This window comes from Kitasatospora sp. NBC_01300 (assembly GCF_041435235.1).
Classification (GTDB): Bacteria; Actinomycetota; Actinomycetes; order Streptomycetales; family Streptomycetaceae; genus Kitasatospora.
Genome location: NZ_CP108408.1, coordinates 4,018,790 through 4,036,445, shown reverse-complemented (window position 1 = coordinate 4,036,445; position 17,656 = coordinate 4,018,790). Strand labels below are relative to the sequence as shown.

The following is a 17,656-nucleotide window of genomic DNA, read 5'->3' as shown; positions in this document are numbered from 1 at the left end:
CACAGTTGACGTCCCACTCGGCTACGGTCGCACCCCGCCGCACCCCGCCGGAGCCCCGGCCGCGACGGCCCTCCACCCGGACACGCTCCGTCACCATCACCGCTCACGGCGGGCGTCGGAGCGCCCCGGACGAAGATCGACGCGTGGCCGGGTGCCCCTGTGAGGCAGGCCCCGGATGAGGCAGGATGGGAAGTGGAAAGGGCGGCCTCTCATTGCCGGCCACCACGTGCACTGAGGAAGAGGACCCCATGAGCATCGACCCGTCGTCCATCCCGTCGTTCGGCGCGCCCCAGGGCGGCGGCCAGCCCGGCGACCAGGGGCGGCCGGCCGGCCCGCCGCCGATCATCGTCCCGGACCAGGGCCTGGTGACCCAGCTGCTGGACCAGATGCAGCTCAAGCACGTCGTGGACGAGGAGGGCGACCTCACCGCCCCCTGGGAGGGCTTCCGCGTCTACTACATGTTCCGCGGCGAGCAGAAGGAGCTCTTCGCGGTGCGCGCCTTCTACGACCGCGCGTACCCGCTGGAGAAGAAGGGCGAGATCCTCGACCTCATCGACGAGTGGAACCGCGAGACCCTCTGGCCCAAGGTCTACACCCACACCCACGAGGACGGCGTGGTCCGCCTGATCGGCGAGGCCCAGATGATCGTCGGCACCGGCGTCAACCTGGACTACTTCGTCACCACCACCGCCAACTGGACCCAGGCCGCCGTCGGCTTCGAGCAGTGGATCGTCGAGCGCCTCGGCCTGCAGAACGAGATCGAGGGCGAGGACGGCGAGACCCCCGAGGGCACCAACGAGGCGTGACCCTGCCCGCCCCGCGAGCACACGGCCCGACCACTTGGCCCCAGGTGGTCGGGCCGTCCTTGTCCCCGGCCCCCGGCTGACCCAGGATGGGGCCGACGACGACGCGTGAGGAGCCACCGATGGGCAACAGGCCGCTGCTGAACCGCCGACTGGCCGACATGGGGACGACCATCTTCGCCGAGATGTCGGCCCTGGCCACGGCCACCGGCTCGATCAACCTCGGCCAGGGCTTCCCCGACACCGACGGCCCGGCTTCGGTGGCCCGGGCCGCTGCCGACGCCGTGCTGAGCGGCCGCGGCAACCAGTACCCGCCCGGCCCCGGCATCCCCGAGCTGCGGCAGGCCATCGCCGAGCACCAGCAACGCTTCCACGGCCTCGGCTACGACCCGGACACCGAGGTGCTGGTCACCGCCGGCGCCACCGAGGCCATCGCCGCCACCCTGCTCGCCCTGCTGGAGCCCGGTGACGAGGTGATCGCCCTCGAACCCTTCTACGACTCCTACGCCGCCTGCATCGCCATGGCCGGCGCCACCCGCCGCCCGCTCACCCTGCGCGCCCCGGACTTCCGCCCCGACCTGGACGAACTGCGCGCCCTGATCACCCCGCGCACCCGCCTGCTGCTGATCAACACCCCGCACAACCCGACCGGCACCGTGCTCACCGCCGACGAGCTGGCCGCCATCGCCGCCCTCGCCGCCGAGCACGACCTGCTGGTCGTCACCGACGAGGTCTACGAGCACCTCGTCTTCGGCGCCACCCACCACCCGATCGCCGCCCTGCCCGGCATGCGCGAGCGCACCGTCTCCATCTCCTCCGCCGGCAAGACCTTCTCCTTCACCGGCTGGAAGGTCGGCTGGGTCACCGCGGACCCGGCCCTGGTCACGGCCGTCCGCACGGCCAAGCAGTACCTCACCTACGTCAGCGCCGGCCCCTTCCAGTACGCCGTCGCCGAGGCGCTGCGGCTGCCCGACAGCTACTTCGACGGCTTCCGCGCCGACCTGCTCCGCAAGCGCGACCTGCTGGTCGACGGGCTCACCGCGGCCGGCTTCCGGGTGTTCACCCCCGAGGGCACGTACTTCATCACCACCGACATCACCCCGCTCGGCGAGAAGGACGGCATCGAGTTCTGCCGCGCCCTGCCGGAGCGCTGCGGCGTCGTCGCCATCCCGAACGCCGTCTTCTACGACAACACCGAGGCCGGCCGCAGCCTGGTCCGCTTCACCTTCTGCAAGCAGGACTCCGTGCTGGAGGAAGCGGTGTCACGGCTCCAGCGCCTCTGAGCCGTCGGCCGGCCGCCGCCCGAGGCCGGACAGGTGGGCGTCCAGGATCGCCCGGGCCTCGGGGGCGGTGAGGCGGCCGACGAGGACGTGCGTGGTGAGCCCGTCGGCAAGGGCCAGCAGCGTCTTCGCCTCCCGTGCGGCGTCCGGCCCGACCGCCGGCGACGCCTCGGCGATCAGCCGGGCGAACAGGCCCTCCAGGGCGGCGTAGTCGGCGTTCAGCGGGCCCGCCAGCCGCTCGTCGACGGCGGCCTGCGCGACGAAGGCCAGCCAGACCCGCGCCTGGGAGCGCTGCCCGTCGCCGAGCAGCGCCACCTCGCCGGCCGCGTGTGCCAGGAGCGCGGCGGGCGAGGGCGCCGGGTCGTCGGCGGGGTACGCCCGGACCCGGGCGGTGATCCGCTCGCCGACGTAGCCGAGGGCGAAGCGGAGCATCTCGTCCTTGGTGCGGAAGCAGCGCTGGACGGCGCCGGTCGACACCTGCGCGCGGTCGGCCACGTCGCGCAGGGTCACCCCTTCCAGGCCGCGTTCGTCGGCGAGCCGGCAGACGGCCTCGGCGATCCGCCGGCGCCGGCCGTCGTGGTCCACCTGTCTGGGCACGGGCTCCCCCTCCGGTTTATTCGATGCGCTCGTATCGGTTCCCAGGCTACGGTACCGATACGAGCGCATCGGAACGAGGAGGGGAGTACGTCATGCAGGACGCCCTGTGGCGACTGACGGCCACCGCGCAGGCGGCGGCGGTACGCGGCAAGGAGGTCTCGGCCGTCGAACTGCTCGACAGCCACCTGGAGCGGATCGGCGCGGTGAACCCGCAGGTCAACGCCGTCACCCAGGTCCTGGCGGAGCGCGCCCGGGTGCAGGCCCTGGAACTCGACCGGCGTCTGGCCGCGGGCGAGGACCCCGGCCCGCTGGCGGGCGTGCCGTTCACCGTGAAGGAGACCACCGCCATCGAGGGCGTGGCCACCACCTTCGGGGTGCCGCGCTTCCGCGACCTGGTGGCGCGGGCCGACGCTCCCCCGGTCGCCCGGCTGCGCGCGGCCGGGGCCGTACCGATCGGGCACAGCAACATGCCCACCATGATCCTGGCCGGGATGCACACCCGCAGCGAGCTCTACGGCGACACCGCCAACCCGTGGGACCGCGGCCGCACCCCGGGCGGGAGCAGCGGCGGCGACGGCGCGGCCGTCGCGACCGGCCTGGCCGCGCTCGGGCTCGGCAACGACTCCGGCGCGTCCGTCCGCGTCCCGGCCGCGTTCTGCGGGGTCGCCGGGCTGGTCCCGTCCAGCGGCCGGTTCCCCGCCGACCACCGCGCGTTCGGGCCGCAGGACCCGGGGCCGGCCTCCCAGTGGCTGGTCTCCGACGGCCCGCTCGCCCGGAGCGTCGCCGACCTCCGGCTGGCCTACGAGGTGCTGGCCGGCCCCGATCCGCGCGACCCGCGGGCCCTGCCCGTGCCGCGCTACGGCGAGCCGCTGCCCGGGCCGGTGAAGGTCGCGGTGGTGGCCGATCCGGGCGGCCACGGCGCCCACCCGACGGTCCGGGCCGCGGTCGGACGCGCGGCGGAGGCGCTGCGGGACGCCGGGTACGACGTGCGCGAGGTGGCGGACGTCCCGCGGCTCGACGAGGCCCTGGAGGTGTGCGACCGGATCACCATGACCGAGTTCGCGCCCAAGTGGCCCGCCGTACGCCGCCTGCTCGGCCCGGGCGGCGACCGCTACATCGAGCTGACGATGGCCCGGACCCCGCCCGCGACGGCCGCCGAGCTCATGGAGCTGATGGGGAGCTGGCTGGGCATCCGCCGCTCCTGGGCCGAGTTCCTGGACGAGTACCCGCTGCTGCTCGGACCGGTGTTCACCGAACCGCCGGTCGAACCGGGCATCGAGTCCCGGGACGCGGCCGGGTGGGAGCTGGTCCGCACGGCGATGCGGCTGTGCAAGGCGACCAGCTTCGCGGGGCTGCCCGCGGTGGCGGTGCCCACCGGTCTGGCCGACGGACTGCCGACCGGGGTGCAGCTCGTCGGGCGGGCGTTCCGGGAGGACCTCTGCCTGGAGGCGGCCCAGGCGGTCGAGGACCGGCTCGGGGTGCTCGCGCCGATCGACCCCCGGCCGTGAGCGGAGCAATGATGGCCCGGCGAGTGGGCCCAGTTCTTCTCAACTCGCCTGACAGTCATGGTTGGTTGACGTCTGGTTGACGATTGAATGATGTCTGTGAGGCAATTCCCTCGGCCTCGACGGAACGCTCCGACCGCCCTGCCCGCCCGGTGCGTGCAGGGCGGTGGCGCACGAGGCGTGCACCCGGCGCACTACCAGCGTGCACGGCGCACGACCCGGTCATAGGGGCGCGCGCTGTGCAGAGTCGCACACCGGGTCGATCAGAGCCGGGAAGCTGGTGTGCTCGAAACGGTGAATGCTTGACAAAGTTGGGTAAATCACCGGCGGACCCGGCGTATTCATGCTTCTCTGCTGCTGAATCTCCAGCCGGAATCCCTCCTTCCACGGTCGGCCGCGCCCAGGGCCGCACAGCCACGAACAGCCTCGCCATCGCCTAGGCCTACTCGGTGCTGCTCGGCGGGCGCGCACGGAGCTGAAACGCGGAGCCGAGCATGCTCACCACACTGCAGACCTCCTACACGGACACCCGCGCCGGTGACCTGGCCTGGTGCCTGGGCGGCGACCCGCTGCCCGCTCTCGCGGTCCGCGACCTGAGACTCGACGGAGGCGGCCACCCCGCCGCGTCCGGCACCCTCCAGCTGCGGCTGCTCGGCGCTTCGCACCAGGTGCTGATCGCCGCCGGCCCCGGCGAGTGCCTGGAGACCGTCGCCTGCCTGCCCGGCCGCCGCACCCCGCTGCCGGCCCGGGTGGCCAAGCAGGTCGGCGGCTGGGAGTACGAGTTCGCGGCCCGGATCGAGGCGCTGCCCCCGCACGACTTCGCGGCCCGCGCGCAGGAGCTGCTGGCCCTGGTCGAGGGTCACCCGCGCGGCCTGGCCGGAGTGTTCCCGGGCGACCCGAGCGCCTTCACCGCGCTGGTCACCCAGGGCGGCGCCGACCGGCTGCTCTGGCGGACCTGGCACGCCTACCCGCAGGAAGGCCGACTGGTCTGCACCCGCTCCTCGCTGGTGGTGTCCGGGGCATGACCGCCAGCCGTCCGAACAGGGTCGCCGATCCCGCCATGGCCCATGAATCGTACGCAGGAACGATTCGTCAATCCGGCGTCCCGCACTGTCCGTCGAATGGGCGCAGCTATCCGTCCCGAACGTCCCCTAGCGTTTGTTCGTGATCAACCATCCGGCCGGTCCACCCGCCCGCTCGCGAGTGGACCTCGACGACGGCGCCCCACCCCGGCCCGGGCGGAGCCTCGCCCCCCTGCCCGCCCGCCGTCGGTCCCGGCTGCGCTCCCGCCCCCGACTGGCCCGCCTCACCGTCCTGCTGGCCGCGTTCGTCTGTGCGGCCTGCGGACTCGTGTACGAACTCGAACTCGTGGCGCTCGGCGACTACCTGCTCGGGGACTCGGTCACCCAAACCTCCGTCGTGCTCTCCGTCATGGTGTTCGCGATGGGCCTCGGCTCGCTCCTCGCCAAACGCCTCACCCGGCAGCCCGCCACCGCCTTCGCCCTGGTCGAATGCGCCCTCGCGCTCACCGGCGGACTCTCCGTCCTCGCGCTCTACTCCTGCTGGGCCTGGATCGGCCGCTACCAGGCCGCCATGGTCGGCCTCACCTGCCTCATCGGCATCCTCATCGGCGCCGAGATCCCGCTCCTGATGACCCTCATCCAGCAGATCCGGCGCGAGGACGCCGGCCGCGCCGCCGCCGACCTCTTCGCCGCCGACTACGTGGGCGCGCTGATCGGCGGCCTCGCCTTCCCCTTCCTCATCCTCCCCGGCCTCGGGCCCGGCGACGGCGCCCTCGTCACCGGCGCCGTCAACGCCGTCGCCGGAGCCGCCGTCGTGCTCTGGCTCTTCCGCGAGGAACCCGCCCCCCGGATACGGCTCCTGCTCTGGGGCGGCTGCGCGCTCGTCCTCGCCCTGCTCGCCGCGGCCGCCGCCGGCTCCGGTGCCATCGAACGCGCGGCCCGGCACGCCCTCTACGGTGCGCAGGTCCGCTTCGCCGCCCGCAGCCGCTCCCAGGAGATCGTGCTCACCGGCCCCACCGAAGGCCCGCTCCGGCTCTACCTGAACGGCCGCCTCACCGTCTGCGGACCGGACGAGTACCGCGGCAACGAGGCCCTGGTCCACCCGGCGATGGCCGCCGGCCCGGACACCCGGGTCCTGCTCCTCGGCGGCGGCGACGGCCTCGCCCTGCGCGAGGTGCTCCGGCACCGCGGCGTCCGCTCCGTCCGGCTCGTCGACGCCGACCCCGCGCTCCCCCGGCTCGCCCGCACCGACCCCGGGCTCGCCGCCCTCACCGACCACTCCCTCGACGACCCCCGCGTCCACGCCACCGCCGCCGACCCGATGGCCTGGCTGCGCGGCGCCGCCACGGCCGGCGGACCGTACGACGTGGTGCTCGCCGACCTGCCCGCGCCCGCCGACGGCGGACCGGTCACCTTCCACTCCCAGGAGTTCTACGGCCTCGCCACCCGGCTGCTCTCCCCCGGCGGCCGCGTCGCCGTCCGGGCCGGCGGCGACCCGGACGGCCTCTGGCCGATCGAGTCCGGCCTGCGGACGGCAGGGCTGCAGACCGTCCCGTACGCCGTCCAGGGCAGCGCCACCGCGAGCTGCCGCCCCGACCAGCCGGGCGCCGCCCAGATCTTCCTCCTCGCGGCCGCCGCCCGGCCCCCGCTCACCCTCGCCCCCGACGCCCCACCGCCCCGCGCCCTCACCCCCGACGGCCTCCGCGGCTCCGCCACCCGGCTCGCCGCCCTCCGCCCCGCCCACCCCCCGGCCGCCCTCACCCTGCTCGGCCCCCGCTGAGCCGGGGGCGCGGGGCCGGACACCGGTGGTCCGGGGAAGTCGGGTGGCGGTGGGTGGGGACCGGGCGGGGTTGGGTCGGTAGGCTCCCTGACATGGAGCATGAGGTTGTCGTCCCGATGCCCGCCGAGTTGGTGCGGCAGGCCTTGCAGGATCCGGCTCTGCTGGCCCGTAGCGTGCCGGGGCTGAGCACCGAGCCGGCCGCGGTCGGCGGTGGGCCGGCGGAGGAGATCGGCGGCCGGCTGAAGCTGCGGATCGGCGGCTCCACCATCACGTACAAGGGCGTGCTGTCCCTGATCGAGGGGCGCGAGGGCGTGCTGACCGTGTTCGCCGAGGGCCAGGAGGCCCGCGGCAGCGGCGAGGCGACCGCCACCGTCCGGGTCAGCGTCGCGGACGGCGCCGAGGACGGTACCGCCGTGGTCCGCTTCACCGGCGACCTGAGCGCCACCGGCCGGCTCACCGAGTTCGACGGGGAGACCCTCGACGCCGCCGGCCGCCGTCTGCTGGACCGGTTCGCCACCGCGCTCGCCTCCCCGGACGCCGAGCCCGAGCCGGAGAGCGAGAGCGAGAGCGACGGCGAGAGCGACACGGAGACCTGCGGCGAGGCCGAGGCCGAGGGCGGGACCGAGGACGGCACCGAGACCGACGCCAGCGTGGTGTTCATCGAGGAGCACCAGGACCAGCCCGGCGACGACCTCGACGACGACCTGTCCGACCTGATCGCCTTCTCCGACGCCGACGCCGAGCGCTTCGGCCTGCCCACCGGCGGCGGCGACGAGGACGGGCCCGAGGAGGGCGTCGCCGAGGAGCTCCCCGCCGAGCCGCTCTTCGAGTACGACGAGGAGCCGGCGGGCGGCGGCCCCGTGCGCCGCAGCATCGTCGGCCGCTCGGCCGAGGAGGTGGACCACGCACCGCCGCGCGGGCGCTACGCCCCGGCGCTGCCGGCCCGCAGCGCCCGGGCCCGGGCGGCGTCCCGCTGGGGCGGCGAGGCCGGCGGGATCGTGGTGCCGGGTTCGGGCGGCCGCAGCGCGGTGCCGTGGATGATCGGCGGCGGGGTCGCGCTGCTGGGTGGCGCCGTGGTGCTGGTCAGGGCCTTGCGTCGGCGCTGACCGGCGGGAGAGGGCCTAGACTGGACGCTCATGAGCAACGACCGCGACGCCCTGCTGGCACAGATCAAGGACAAGGCCGTCGTACACGGCAAGGTCACCCTCTCCTCCGGCAAGGAGGCCGACTACTACGTCGACCTGCGCCGGATCACGCTGGACGGCCAGGCCGCCCCGCTGGTCGGCCGGGTGATGCTGGACGCGACCTCGCACCTGGAGTACGACGCCGTCGGCGGTCTGACCCTGGGCGCCGACCCGGTGGCCGCCGCGATGCTGCACGCCGCCGCCGCGCGCGGGCGTGAGCTGGACGCCTTCGTGGTCCGCAAGGCGGGCAAGGCGCACGGCCTGCAGCGCCGGATCGAGGGCCCGGAGGTCAAGGGCCGCCGGGTGCTGGCGGTCGAGGACACCTCCACCACCGGTGGCTCGGTGCTGACCGCCGTCGAGGCGCTGCGCGAGGCGGGCGCCGAGGTGGTCGGCGTCGCGGTGATCGTGGAGCGCGGCGGCGCGGCCGCGGTCGAGGCGCAGGGCCTGCCGTACGTGACCGCCTACGACCTGGACGACCTGGGCCTCTGAGCCCGGCCGGACCCGACAGCACGAGGGGCCGGGTCCTGTTTCACGTGAAACGTGAGACGGGACCCGGCCCCTTCGCGTGTCGTGCGCGAAGCCCCGGTGCTCAGCCGCGCCGGTGGCGGCCGCCGGTCTGCACGGGGTCGGCCTCGGCGCTCTCCACGGCGCCGCCGGCCTTCCGCTTCTTGCGCTCGCGCAGGACCTCGATCAGGATCGGCGAGATCGAGAGCAGGACGATCAGCAGCACCGCCGGGATCAGGTACTTGTCGATCACCGGGGCGAGCGCGTCGCCGAAGAAGTAGCCGATCAGCAGCATGGACTCGGTCCAGAGCACGCCGCCGATGACGTTCCACAGGAAGAACGTCCGGGCGGGCATCTCCAGGGTGCCCGCGACCGGGTTGAGGAAGGTCCGGACGATCGGCATGAAGCGGGCCAGCACCACGGCCTTGCCGGGCCCGAACTTGTTGAAGTACTCCTCCGCCTTCACCACGTACTCGCGGCGGAAGATCTTCGAATCGGGCTTGTCGAACATCTTCGGCCCGACCTTGACCCCGATCAGGTGCCCGAGCTGGGCCCCCGCGACCGCGGCCACCGGGGCGCCGACGAGCAGGACGGCGATCGGCAGCTTGGCGCCGTCGCCGAGCACCGACGAGGCGGCGTTCGACGCCGCGACGCCGGCGATGATCAGCAGTGAGTCACCCGGGAAGAAGAAGCCGACCAGCAGGCCGGTCTCCGCGAAGATGATCGCGATCAGCCCGATGGCGCCGAGGGACGAGATCAGGGATTTGGCGTCGAGGATGTTGACGGCCAGCTGGTTGTAGTCCACGGCCGCAGGATAGCGGGCCGTTCTGTACGAAGGCTTCGCCCAGCAGGTGTATCCGGTGTCCGCCGAAGGTCGCAGCAGCGGGGCGTCCGCTGACGCCGGCGGCGACGGTCCGACTGGCGGGCTCCTGCTGACCTGCGGGCACGAGTCTGGGAGGATGGCACGGGCGTCCGGTCCGCAGCGGCACACCACCCTCATTGCCGTACCGCGGAGGTCGCTCGAACCTTGGTGCCGGAGAGCCACACCGCAGCGCCGCGCGTCGGCGGCCGGCACGGAGTCGTACCGAAGGCGTACACAGCGTCGGACAGCACCGTCCGTACGCCGCAACCCGACAGGAGCGGATCGCATGCCCATCGCAACTCCCGAGGTCTACAACGAGATGCTGGACCGGGCCAAGGCGGGCAAGTTCGCCTACCCGGCCATCAACGTCACCTCGTCGCAGACCCTGCACGCCGCACTGCGTGGTTTCGCCGAGGCCGAGAGCGACGGCATCATCCAGATCTCGACCGGTGGCGCGGAGTTCCTGGGCGGCCAGCACAACAAGGACATGGTGACCGGCGCCGTGGCGCTGGCCGAGTTCGCGCACATCGTCGCCGCCAAGTACGACATCACCGTCGCGCTGCACACCGACCACTGCCCGAAGGACAAGCTGGACGGCTACGTCCGCCCGCTGCTGGCGGTCTCCGCCGAGCGCGTGGCCAAGGGCCAGAACCCGCTGTTCCAGTCGCACATGTGGGACGGCTCGGCCGAGACCCTCGCCGACAACCTGGCGATCGCCCAGGAGCTGCTGGCCCAGGCCGCCGCCGCCAAGATCATCCTTGAGGTCGAGATCACCCCGACCGGCGGCGAGGAGGACGGCGTCACCCACGAGATCAACGACGAGCTGTACACCACCGTCAACGACGCCGTGCGCACCGCCGAGGCGCTGGGCCTGGGCGAGAAGGGCCGCTACCTGCTGGCCGCCTCGTTCGGCAACGTGCACGGCGTCTACAAGCCGGGCAACGTCGTGCTGAAGCCGGAGCTGCTGCGCGAGCTGCAGGACGCGATCGGCAAGCAGTACGGCAAGACCGACCCGTTCGACTTCGTCTTCCACGGCGGTTCCGGCTCGACCGCGGCGGAGATCTCCACCGCGCTGGAGAACGGCGTCGTGAAGATGAACCTGGACACCGACACCCAGTACGCCTTCACCCGCCCCGTCGTGGACCACATGTTCCGCAACTACGACGGTGTGCTGAAGGTCGACGGCGAGGTCGGCAAGAAGAACACCTACGACCCGCGCACCTGGGGCAAGCTCGCCGAGGCGGGCATGGCCGCCCGTGTGCTGGAGGCCGCGCAGCAGCTGCGCTCGGCCGGCAACCGCCTGAAGTGAGCCCGGCGGCCGGGCTGAGCCCGGCCACGGTGTGAACGCGGATGCGCCCCCCGGTGGACTTCACCGGGGGGCGCACCTGTGGGTGGGTCTGCTGCCTCAGCAGCCGTGCGGGTCTACTGCTTCAGCTCCGCGTACGCCTCCGCGCTGCTGTCCTTCAGGAACTGCCAGCAGCGGGCCTCCTCCTCGGTCTCCTTGATCGCGCCGGCCGCCCGGGCGAGCCCGGCCAGGCAGCGCAGGAAGCCGCGGTTGCCGCGGTGCTCCCACGGCACGGGGCCGTGGCCCTTCCAGCCGTTGCGGCGCAGCGCGTCCAGGCCGCGGTGGTAGCCGGTGCGGGCGTAGGCGTAGGACTCGACGTAGCGGCCGGCCGCGTAGGCGTCGTCGGCGAGCATCGCCCAGGCGAGGCAGAAGGTCGGGAAGTCGGCGGCCACCTGGGTGGGTGAGGCCGATTCCTCCGCCAGCATGCGGTAGGGCTGCTCGTCCTCCGGGAGAAGGGTCGGGTCGGGGCCGTCGAGAAGATTCCGGTGAATCGCCATGCAGGCAGTCTGCCATCCGGGGCGCCAGGGTCAACCGCCGTCCCGGGATCGGCGGCCGCCGCCGGGCGCCTGCATACCCGGTATGTGGACATTCACCCGTTCGCCATGCCAGGGTGTCGATCATGCCCGCAGCCAGATCCGCCGCCAGGAGCGGCAGCGCCCGCGGCCGCCGACGCCGCCGGCCGCCGCGCAGGCTCGGGCCCGGCATGCTCGCGGCGCTGGTCACGGCGGTGGCGGTGCTGGGCGGTACGGCGGTCGTGCTGACCCGCTCCTCCGACGCGCCCGACGGCGGGCCGACCGCCCAGGCGCGGATCGCCCCGCCGACCGACCAGGCTCCCTCGCCCGTCGGCCCGACGCCGACCCCGACGCCGACGCCGACCGACACCCCGAGCGAGCCCCCCGCTCCGCCCTCGACGCCCACCCCCACCACGCCCGCCACGCCCGATCCCGGCCCGGCCAAGGGCGCGGGCACCTTCAGCATCGCCGCCGCCACCGCCCAGCCGGTCGGACGCGGCACCGTGCGCCGCTACCGGGTGGAGGTCGAGGACGGCATAGGCATCGACGCCGGCGCCGCCGCCACCCAGATCCACGGCTTCCTCGGCGACAAGCGCGGCTGGACCAACGACCGCAAGAACGGCTTCCAGCTGGTCGCCGGCGGCGGGTACGACTTCACCGTGAAGATCGCCTCGCCGGCCACCGTGGACCGGATCTGCGGCGCCTCCGGCCTGGACACCCACGGCGAGGTGAACTGCAACGTCGGCAACCAGGTGCTCGTCAACTCCAAGCGCTGGAACACCGGTTCACCGCAGTTCAGCGGCCCGCTCGACGAGTACCGGGCGCTGATCATCAACCACGAGGTCGGCCACCGGATAGGCCACGGACACGAGACCTGCCCCGGCCCGGGCAAGCCGGCGCCCGCGATGATGCAGCAGATCTACGGGCTCAAGGGCTGCGAGCCCAACGCCTGGCCGTACTCGGAGAACGGCACCTACCTCAGCGGACCGTCGGTGCCGTAGGACGCCCCCGAAGCGCGGCTACCCGAGCACCGGCAGGTACTCCCGCAGGTCGCTGCGCTCGCCGGAGGCGGAGACCGCCGCCGCGTCCACCGCGGCCGCCCAGTCGGCCCGGCCGGTGGCCAGCCGGATCCAGGTCAGCGGGTCGGTCTCGACCACGTTCGGCGGGGTGCCCCGGGTGTGCCGGGGGCCCTCGACGGCCTGCACGACGGCGTACGGCGGGATCCGCAGCTCGACCGCGCCGCCCGGCGTGCGGTCGGCGAAGGCGTCGGCCAGCAGCCGGGTGACGGCGGCGACGGCCTGGCGGTCGTGCGGGAAGCCGTCGAGACCGAGCGCGGCGGCCAGGTCGTCGGCGTGCACGACGGTCTCCACCAGCCTGGTCACCAGCATGTCGGCGAGTGTCATCGAACCCAGCCGGATCTCGAACCGCCGTACCGGGTCGGCGGCTTCGGGCCGGTCCAGCAGACCGGTCAGCGCGTCCGCCGCCCGGGCGAACGCCTGCGCCACCGAGGCCGCGTCCCCGCCGAAGTCGCCCGCGGCCCTCGCCCGGGCCTGCTCGTCGAGCAGCGGCGCGACCGTGCCGACCGCGGCCACCCACCCCGGCAGGTCCAACGGCGCCCGCCCCTCCAGCGGATCGTCGAGGTGCTCGGGGACGAAGTCGAGCTGGACGGCGAGGTGCGCGATCAGCTCGCGGACCGTCCACTCCCCCAGCCTGGTCGGCCGGGCCAACCACTGCTCGGCGTCCGGGCGTTCGCACAGCTGCCGGACGGCGTCGCGCAGCGCGCCGGTCTGCGCCGCGAGCGCGGTGCGCACCTTCTGCGGCTGGTAGGTACGGGGCTTGGGGGGCATGGCCCCCAACATACGCCGAGGGGCGGACGGCCCCGTCGGACCGTCCGCCCCTCGAACCGTGCGGGTCAGGCGAGCAGAGCCTCGATGACGCCGGTGTGGGCGTCCTTCAGCTCGGCCAGCGAGACGGTGAACTGGCCCTGGACGTCCAGGGATTCGCCGTCCACGACACCGATGCGGGTGGCCGGCAGGCCGCGCGCGGTGCACATGTCGTTGAACCGGAGCTCCTCGCTGCGCGGCACCGCCACGACGGCGCGGCCGGCCGACTCGGAGAACAGGAACACGAACGGGTCCGCGCCCTCGGGCACGATGATCCGCGCGCCGTGGCCGCCCTTGAGGCAGCTCTCCACGAGCGCCTGGCCGAGGCCGCCGTCGGAGAGGTCGTGCGCGGCGTCGATCATGCCGTCGCGCGAGGCGGCGATCAGGATGTCGCCGAGCAGCCGCTCGCGCTCCAGGTCGACCTTGGGCGGCAGACCGCCGAGGTGGTCGTGGACCACCTGCGACCAGGCCGAGCCGCCGAGCTCGTCCGCGGTGTCGCCGAGCAGGTAGAGCAGCTGCCCCTCCTCGGCGAAGGCGACCGGGGTGCGCCGGGTGACGTCGTCGATGACGCCGAGCACCGCGACCACCGGGGTCGGGTGGATGGCGACCTCGCCGGTCTGGTTGTACAGCGAGACGTTGCCGCCGGTGACCGGGGTGCCGAGCACCAGGCAGGCGTCGGCCAGGCCGCGGGTGGCCTCGGCGAACTGCCACATCACGTCCGGGTCCTCGGGGGAGCCGAAGTTGAGGCAGTCGGAGATCGCGAGCGGCTTGGCGCCGCCGGCCGCGACGTTGCGGTAGGCCTCGGCGAGGGCCAGCTGGGCGCCGGTGTACGGGTCCAGCTTGGTGTAGCGGCCGTTGCCGTCGGTGGCGACCGAGACGCCGAGGTTGGTCTCCTCGTCGATCCGGATCATGCCCGAGTCCTCGCCGACCGAGAGCACGGTGTTGCCGAGCACGTAGCGGTCGTACTGGTCGGTGATCCAGGACTTGGAGGCCTGGTTCGGGGAGCCGGCGACCTTCAGCAGGTCGGCCTTGAGGCCCTCGCCGGTGGTCGGGCGGGCCAGCCGCTCGCCGGTGGGGGCGTCGGCCTGCAGCGCGTCCTGCCAGCTCGGGCGGGCGTACGGGCGCTGGTAGGTCGGGCCCTCGTGGGCGACGGTGCGCGGCGGCACGTCGACGACGAGTTCGCCGTGCCAGAAGATCTCCAGGCGCTCGCCGTCGGTCACCTCACCGATGACGGTGGCGATGACGTCCCACTTCTCGCAGATCTCCAGGAAGCGGTCGACCTTGCCGGGCTCGACGATGGCGCACATGCGCTCCTGCGACTCGCTCATGAGGATCTCCTCGGGCGAGAGCGTGTTGTCGCGCAGCGGCACGGTGTCCAGCTCGACCCGCATGCCGCCGGAGCCGGCGCTCGCCAGCTCCGAGGTCGCGCAGGACAGGCCCGCGCCGCCCAGGTCCTGGATGCCCTTGACGAGCTTCTCCCGGAAGATCTCCAGGGTGCACTCGATCAGGAGCTTCTCCTGGAACGGGTCGCCGACCTGGACGGCCGGACGCTTGGTCGGCTTGGTGTCGTCGAAGGTCTCGGAGGCGAGCACGGAGACGCCGCCGATGCCGTCGCCGCCGGTGCGGGCTCCGTACAGGATGACCTTGTTGCCGGCGCCGGAGGCCTGCGCGAGGTGGATGTCCTCGTGCTTCATGACGCCCACGCACAGCGCGTTGACCAGCGGGTTGCCCTGGTAGCAGGAGTCGAAGACGACCTCGCCGCCGATGTTCGGCAGGCCCAGGCAGTTGCCGTAGCCGCCGATGCCCGCGACGATCCCGGGCAGCACGCGCCGGGTGTCCGGGTGGTCGGCCGCGCCGAACCGCAGCGGGTCCATCACGGCGACCGGGCGGGCGCCCATCGCCAGGATGTCGCGCACGATGCCGCCGATGCCGGTGGCCGCGCCCTGGTAGGGCTCGATGTACGACGGGTGGTTGTGCGACTCGACCTTGAAGGTCACGGCGTAGCCCTGGCCGACGTCGACCACACCGGCGTTCTCGCCGATGCCGACGAGCATCGCGTCCGAGTCGGGCTTCTTGTCGCCGAACTGCTTCAGGTGGACCTTGCTGCTCTTGTACGAACAGTGCTCCGACCACATGACCGAGTACATCGCGAGTTCGGCGCCGGTCGGGCGGCGGCCGAGAATCTCGCGGATGCGCGCGTACTCGTCCTCCTTGAGCCCGAGTTCGGCCCAGGGCTGGGCGACGTCCGGGGTCTGCTCGGCGTTCTTGACGGTGTCGAGGCTCATCAGGCGTTCACCAGCTGCTTCAGGACGGAAGTGAAGAAGCCCAGGCCCTCGACGGTCGGACCGGTGAGCGGCTCCACGGCGTGCTCCGGGTGCGGCATCAGGCCGACGACATTGCCGGCGGCGTTGGTGATGCCGGCGATGTCGCGGTACGAACCGTTCGGGTTGACGTCCACGTAACGGGCCACCACCCGGCCCTCCGCCTCCAGTTGGTCCAGGACGCGCTCCTCGGCGACGAACCGGCCCTCGCCGTTCTTCAGCGGAACGACGATTTCCTGGCCCGCCGAGTAATCCCGGGTCCAGGCGGTACCGGTGTTCTCGATGCGCAGCTTCTGGTCGCGGCAGACGAAGTGCAGCGAGTCGTTGCGGGTGAGCGCGCCGGGCAGCAGGTGCGATTCGCAGAGCACCTGGAAGCCGTTGCAGATACCGAGGACCGGCATTCCCAGCTTCGCCTGCTCGATGACGGTGTCCATCACGGGCGAGAAGCGGGAGATCGCGCCGCAGCGCAGATAGTCGCCGTAACTGAATCCGCCCGGCAGGACGACGGCGTCGACCTGGTGGAGATCCTTGTCACGGTGCCAGAGCGCGACCGGCTCGGCGCCGGCCAGGCGGACCGCACGCTGGGCGTCACGGTCGTCGAGGGAGCCGGGGAAAGTGACGACGCCGACGCGGGTGGTCACTTCGCCGCCTCCTCGACGCGGACGGTGAAGTCCTCGATCACGGTGTTGGCGAGAAAGGTCTCGGCGGCTTCGCGGATACGGGCGAGCGCGGCGTCGTCGACCGGGCCCTCCACTTCCAGCTCGAAACGCTTGCCCTGGCGGACGTCGGCGATCCCGGTGAATCCGAGACGGGGCAGTGCACGCTGCACCGCCTGGCCCTGGGGGTCGAGGATCTCCGGCTTGAGCATGACGTCGACTACGACGCGTGCCACTGGCACTCCCGGTGGTGTCTTCGGTGAGGCGGGGGAACTCCAGACTACCGGGGGTTTCGGGCGGGATTGCTGGCCGGGGCAGGCGACGCGCGTAGACCCGAGACCCTTACGCGACAAGGGATCCAAGCCCGTGAACCCCCGGCCGGGCCGCGCGGTTTCCACGGATTCGGCCCCCGGAACGAGAACACCCGAAGAACACCCGAATACGGCACTCCGGGACAGATCGACCCGTCCCGCACTCCGGTATCCGGCACTCCGGCGAAGACACGTGAATATCCGGAAAAGAATGCCGGACTCTTCGATTTCGACCCCCTTCGGGTGCAGAATAGGGCCACCTGTCGCGGCAAGTGCTGCGTATCCGGCGGGCCACCAGGCCTGCCCGTATGCGCTTGCGCGAGTGGGTGCACATCAGGCCCCCGGACGCACCCCGCGGACCGGCGGCCGAATTGCCCGAGAGGATTGACACCCATGGCTCAGCGTGTAGTTGTCACGCTCTCCGACGACCTGGACGGCGGCGCCGCGGCGGAAACCGTCCACTTCGGCGTCGACGGGAAGTCGTACGAGATCGACCTGTCCGTGGACAACGCGGAAAAGCTGCGGGAGGCCCTCGCTCCGTTCGTCGCGGCCGGCCGCCGCCAGAGCCGCACCGGAAAGTCCTTCCGCCGCACCGCGCTCACCCCGGACCCGGCCGCGGTGCGCGCCTGGGCCCTGTCGCGCGGCATGGAGCTGCCGGCCCGCGGACGCATCCCCAAGCACGTGTACGAGCAGTTCGCCGAGGCGAACTGACCGCCCCGGGCACCCCGGTCGCCCCGCCCGCCTGGACCGAAAGGGTGGGGCGACCACCCCGAACGATGCTGTAGAGTAATCCTCGTCGCCGCAACGGAGAGATCCGAAGAGGCGGCGGGTGCCCCACCAGGCACCGTGCGGACGTGGCTCAGTTGGTAGAGCATCACCTTGCCAAGGTGAGGGTCGCGAGTTCGAATCTCGTCGTCCGCTCGCAGTGCGCGAGCACAGCACAACTCCATAGTTAGACCTGCGGACGTGGCTCAGTTGGTAGAGCATCACCTTGCCAAGGTGAGGGTCGCGAGTTCGAATCTCGTCGTCCGCTCCAGAACGAAAGGCCCCCTCGATCGAGGGGGCCTTTCGGCATTCCCGCGCCACGCCGA

Annotated in this window: 17 protein-coding genes and 2 tRNA genes; 12 read left to right on the top strand and 7 right to left on the bottom strand. The window is 72.7% G+C overall.

From position 1 onward, the window contains the following. Positions 1 to 248 precede the first annotated feature (248 nt). Positions 249 to 806, top strand: a complete 558-nt coding sequence (locus tag OG556_RS17995) for a YbjN domain-containing protein (RefSeq protein ID WP_063348532.1) — start codon at positions 249 to 251, stop codon at positions 804 to 806. A gap of 119 nt (positions 807 to 925) precedes the next feature. Continuing rightward, on the top strand, positions 926 to 2,086 hold the full coding sequence (locus OG556_RS17990) for a pyridoxal phosphate-dependent aminotransferase (protein WP_371517925.1): 1,161 nt from the start codon (positions 926 to 928) through the stop codon (positions 2,084 to 2,086). Here OG556_RS17990 and OG556_RS17985 read toward each other — a convergent pair. After that, on the bottom strand, positions 2,066 to 2,680 hold the full coding sequence (locus OG556_RS17985; protein WP_371517924.1) for a TetR/AcrR family transcriptional regulator: 615 nt from the start codon (positions 2,678 to 2,680) through the stop codon (positions 2,066 to 2,068). The two genes, OG556_RS17990 and OG556_RS17985, sit on opposite strands and share 21 nt — an antisense overlap. A 92-nt stretch (positions 2,681 to 2,772) precedes the next feature. On the opposite strand from OG556_RS17985, the gene OG556_RS17980 reads away from it, so the two are divergent. The 5 genes from OG556_RS17980 to pyrE all read left to right on the top strand — a co-directional run bounded on the left by OG556_RS17980 (position 2,773) and on the right by pyrE (position 8,660). Continuing rightward, positions 2,773 to 4,188, top strand: a complete 1,416-nt coding sequence (locus OG556_RS17980; protein ID WP_371517923.1) for an amidase — start codon at positions 2,773 to 2,775, stop codon at positions 4,186 to 4,188. A 491-nt stretch (positions 4,189 to 4,679) separates the two neighbouring features. Next, positions 4,680 to 5,210 carry a DUF2617 family protein gene (locus tag OG556_RS17975; RefSeq protein ID WP_371517922.1) on the top strand — a complete coding sequence of 177 codons (531 nt, stop codon included), beginning with the start codon at positions 4,680 to 4,682 and terminating at the stop codon, positions 5,208 to 5,210. Between the two features lie 139 nt (positions 5,211 to 5,349). Beyond that, positions 5,350 to 6,987: a polyamine aminopropyltransferase gene (locus tag OG556_RS17970; RefSeq protein WP_371517921.1), complete on the top strand. Its 1,638-nt coding sequence runs from the start codon at positions 5,350 to 5,352 to the stop codon at positions 6,985 to 6,987. Between the two features lie 92 nt (positions 6,988 to 7,079). Further along, complete coding sequence (locus OG556_RS17965) at positions 7,080 to 8,093, top strand: SRPBCC family protein (RefSeq protein ID WP_371517920.1); 1,014 nt, start codon at positions 7,080 to 7,082, stop codon at positions 8,091 to 8,093. 30 nt (positions 8,094 to 8,123) lie between these two features. Beyond that, positions 8,124 to 8,660 (top strand): orotate phosphoribosyltransferase, encoded by a 537-nt coding sequence (gene pyrE / locus OG556_RS17960; RefSeq protein WP_063348526.1) that lies wholly within the window; start codon positions 8,124 to 8,126, stop codon positions 8,658 to 8,660. A gap of 100 nt (positions 8,661 to 8,760) precedes the next feature. Here pyrE and OG556_RS17955 read toward each other — a convergent pair whose 3' ends face one another. Next, positions 8,761 to 9,480, bottom strand: coding sequence for a DedA family protein (locus tag OG556_RS17955; RefSeq protein WP_371517919.1), 720 nt, complete (start codon positions 9,478 to 9,480; stop codon positions 8,761 to 8,763). Between the two features lie 343 nt (positions 9,481 to 9,823). Here OG556_RS17955 and fbaA point away from each other — a divergent pair, with 343 nt between their 5' ends. Continuing rightward, entirely contained in the window at positions 9,824 to 10,846 is a 1,023-nt protein-coding gene (fbaA, locus tag OG556_RS17950; protein WP_371517918.1) for a class II fructose-bisphosphate aldolase, read from the top strand. 113 nt (positions 10,847 to 10,959) lie between these two features. On the opposite strand, the gene OG556_RS17945 is transcribed toward fbaA, so the two are convergent. Then, complete coding sequence (locus OG556_RS17945) at positions 10,960 to 11,379, bottom strand: DUF3151 domain-containing protein (RefSeq protein WP_350876615.1); 420 nt, start codon at positions 11,377 to 11,379, stop codon at positions 10,960 to 10,962. A gap of 122 nt (positions 11,380 to 11,501) precedes the next feature. Between OG556_RS17945 and OG556_RS17940 the strand changes: the two genes are divergently transcribed. Continuing rightward, positions 11,502 to 12,395 carry a DUF3152 domain-containing protein gene (locus tag OG556_RS17940; protein ID WP_371517917.1) on the top strand — a complete coding sequence of 298 codons (894 nt, stop codon included), beginning with the start codon at positions 11,502 to 11,504 and terminating at the stop codon, positions 12,393 to 12,395. A gap of 18 nt (positions 12,396 to 12,413) precedes the next feature. Here OG556_RS17940 and OG556_RS17935 read toward each other — a convergent pair whose 3' ends face one another. From OG556_RS17935 to purS, 4 genes are all read right to left on the bottom strand, one after another. Further along, the gene (locus OG556_RS17935) at positions 12,414 to 13,241 is read right to left on the bottom strand and encodes a sterol carrier family protein (RefSeq protein WP_371517916.1); all 828 of its coding nucleotides are present in this window, start codon (positions 13,239 to 13,241) and stop codon (positions 12,414 to 12,416) included. A gap of 65 nt (positions 13,242 to 13,306) precedes the next feature. After that, positions 13,307 to 15,562 (bottom strand): phosphoribosylformylglycinamidine synthase subunit PurL, encoded by a 2,256-nt coding sequence (gene purL, locus OG556_RS17930; RefSeq protein WP_363579826.1) that lies wholly within the window; start codon positions 15,560 to 15,562, stop codon positions 13,307 to 13,309. Beyond that, entirely contained in the window at positions 15,562 to 16,239 is a 678-nt protein-coding gene (gene purQ / locus OG556_RS17925) for a phosphoribosylformylglycinamidine synthase subunit PurQ (protein ID WP_063348520.1), read from the bottom strand. Before purQ ends, purL begins: the two co-directional genes overlap by 1 nt. Further along, positions 16,236 to 16,490, bottom strand: a complete 255-nt coding sequence (gene purS, locus OG556_RS17920) for a phosphoribosylformylglycinamidine synthase subunit PurS (protein WP_045692676.1) — start codon at positions 16,488 to 16,490, stop codon at positions 16,236 to 16,238. The genes purQ and purS overlap by 4 nt, the downstream gene beginning before the upstream one ends. Before the next feature lie 468 nt (positions 16,491 to 16,958). Here purS and OG556_RS17915 point away from each other — a divergent pair, with 468 nt between their 5' ends. The 3 genes from OG556_RS17915 (at position 16,959) to OG556_RS17905 (ending at position 17,601) form a co-directional block, all read left to right on the top strand. Next, the gene (locus tag OG556_RS17915; protein WP_063348519.1) at positions 16,959 to 17,276 is read left to right on the top strand and encodes an Lsr2 family protein; all 318 of its coding nucleotides are present in this window, start codon (positions 16,959 to 16,961) and stop codon (positions 17,274 to 17,276) included. A 137-nt stretch (positions 17,277 to 17,413) separates the two neighbouring features. Further along, a tRNA-Gly gene (locus OG556_RS17910) sits at positions 17,414 to 17,486 on the top strand. Positions 17,487 to 17,525: 39 nt separating this feature from the next. Continuing rightward, positions 17,526 to 17,601: transfer RNA gene (locus OG556_RS17905), tRNA-Gly, on the top strand. Positions 17,602 to 17,656: the final 55 nt, after the last annotated feature.

Coding starts and splice junctions, on each gene's coding strand:
- OG556_RS17980 (WP_371517923.1), top strand. CDS start 2,773: ATGCAGGACGCCCTGTGGCGACTGACGGCCACCGCGCAGGCGGCGGCG.
- OG556_RS17975 (WP_371517922.1), top strand. CDS start 4,680: ATGCTCACCACACTGCAGACCTCCTACACGGACACCCGCGCCGGTGAC.
- OG556_RS17965 (WP_371517920.1), top strand. CDS start 7,080: ATGGAGCATGAGGTTGTCGTCCCGATGCCCGCCGAGTTGGTGCGGCAG.
- purL (WP_363579826.1), bottom strand. CDS start 15,562: ATGAGCCTCGACACCGTCAAGAACGCCGAGCAGACCCCGGACGTCGCC.
- OG556_RS17995 (WP_063348532.1), top strand. CDS start 249: ATGAGCATCGACCCGTCGTCCATCCCGTCGTTCGGCGCGCCCCAGGGC.
- fbaA (WP_371517918.1), top strand. CDS start 9,824: ATGCCCATCGCAACTCCCGAGGTCTACAACGAGATGCTGGACCGGGCC.
- OG556_RS17990 (WP_371517925.1), top strand. CDS start 926: ATGGGCAACAGGCCGCTGCTGAACCGCCGACTGGCCGACATGGGGACG.
- OG556_RS17940 (WP_371517917.1), top strand. CDS start 11,502: ATGCCCGCAGCCAGATCCGCCGCCAGGAGCGGCAGCGCCCGCGGCCGC.
- OG556_RS17935 (WP_371517916.1), bottom strand. CDS start 13,241: ATGCCCCCCAAGCCCCGTACCTACCAGCCGCAGAAGGTGCGCACCGCG.
- OG556_RS17915 (WP_063348519.1), top strand. CDS start 16,959: ATGGCTCAGCGTGTAGTTGTCACGCTCTCCGACGACCTGGACGGCGGC.
- OG556_RS17945 (WP_350876615.1), bottom strand. CDS start 11,379: ATGGCGATTCACCGGAATCTTCTCGACGGCCCCGACCCGACCCTTCTC.
- pyrE (WP_063348526.1), top strand. CDS start 8,124: ATGAGCAACGACCGCGACGCCCTGCTGGCACAGATCAAGGACAAGGCC.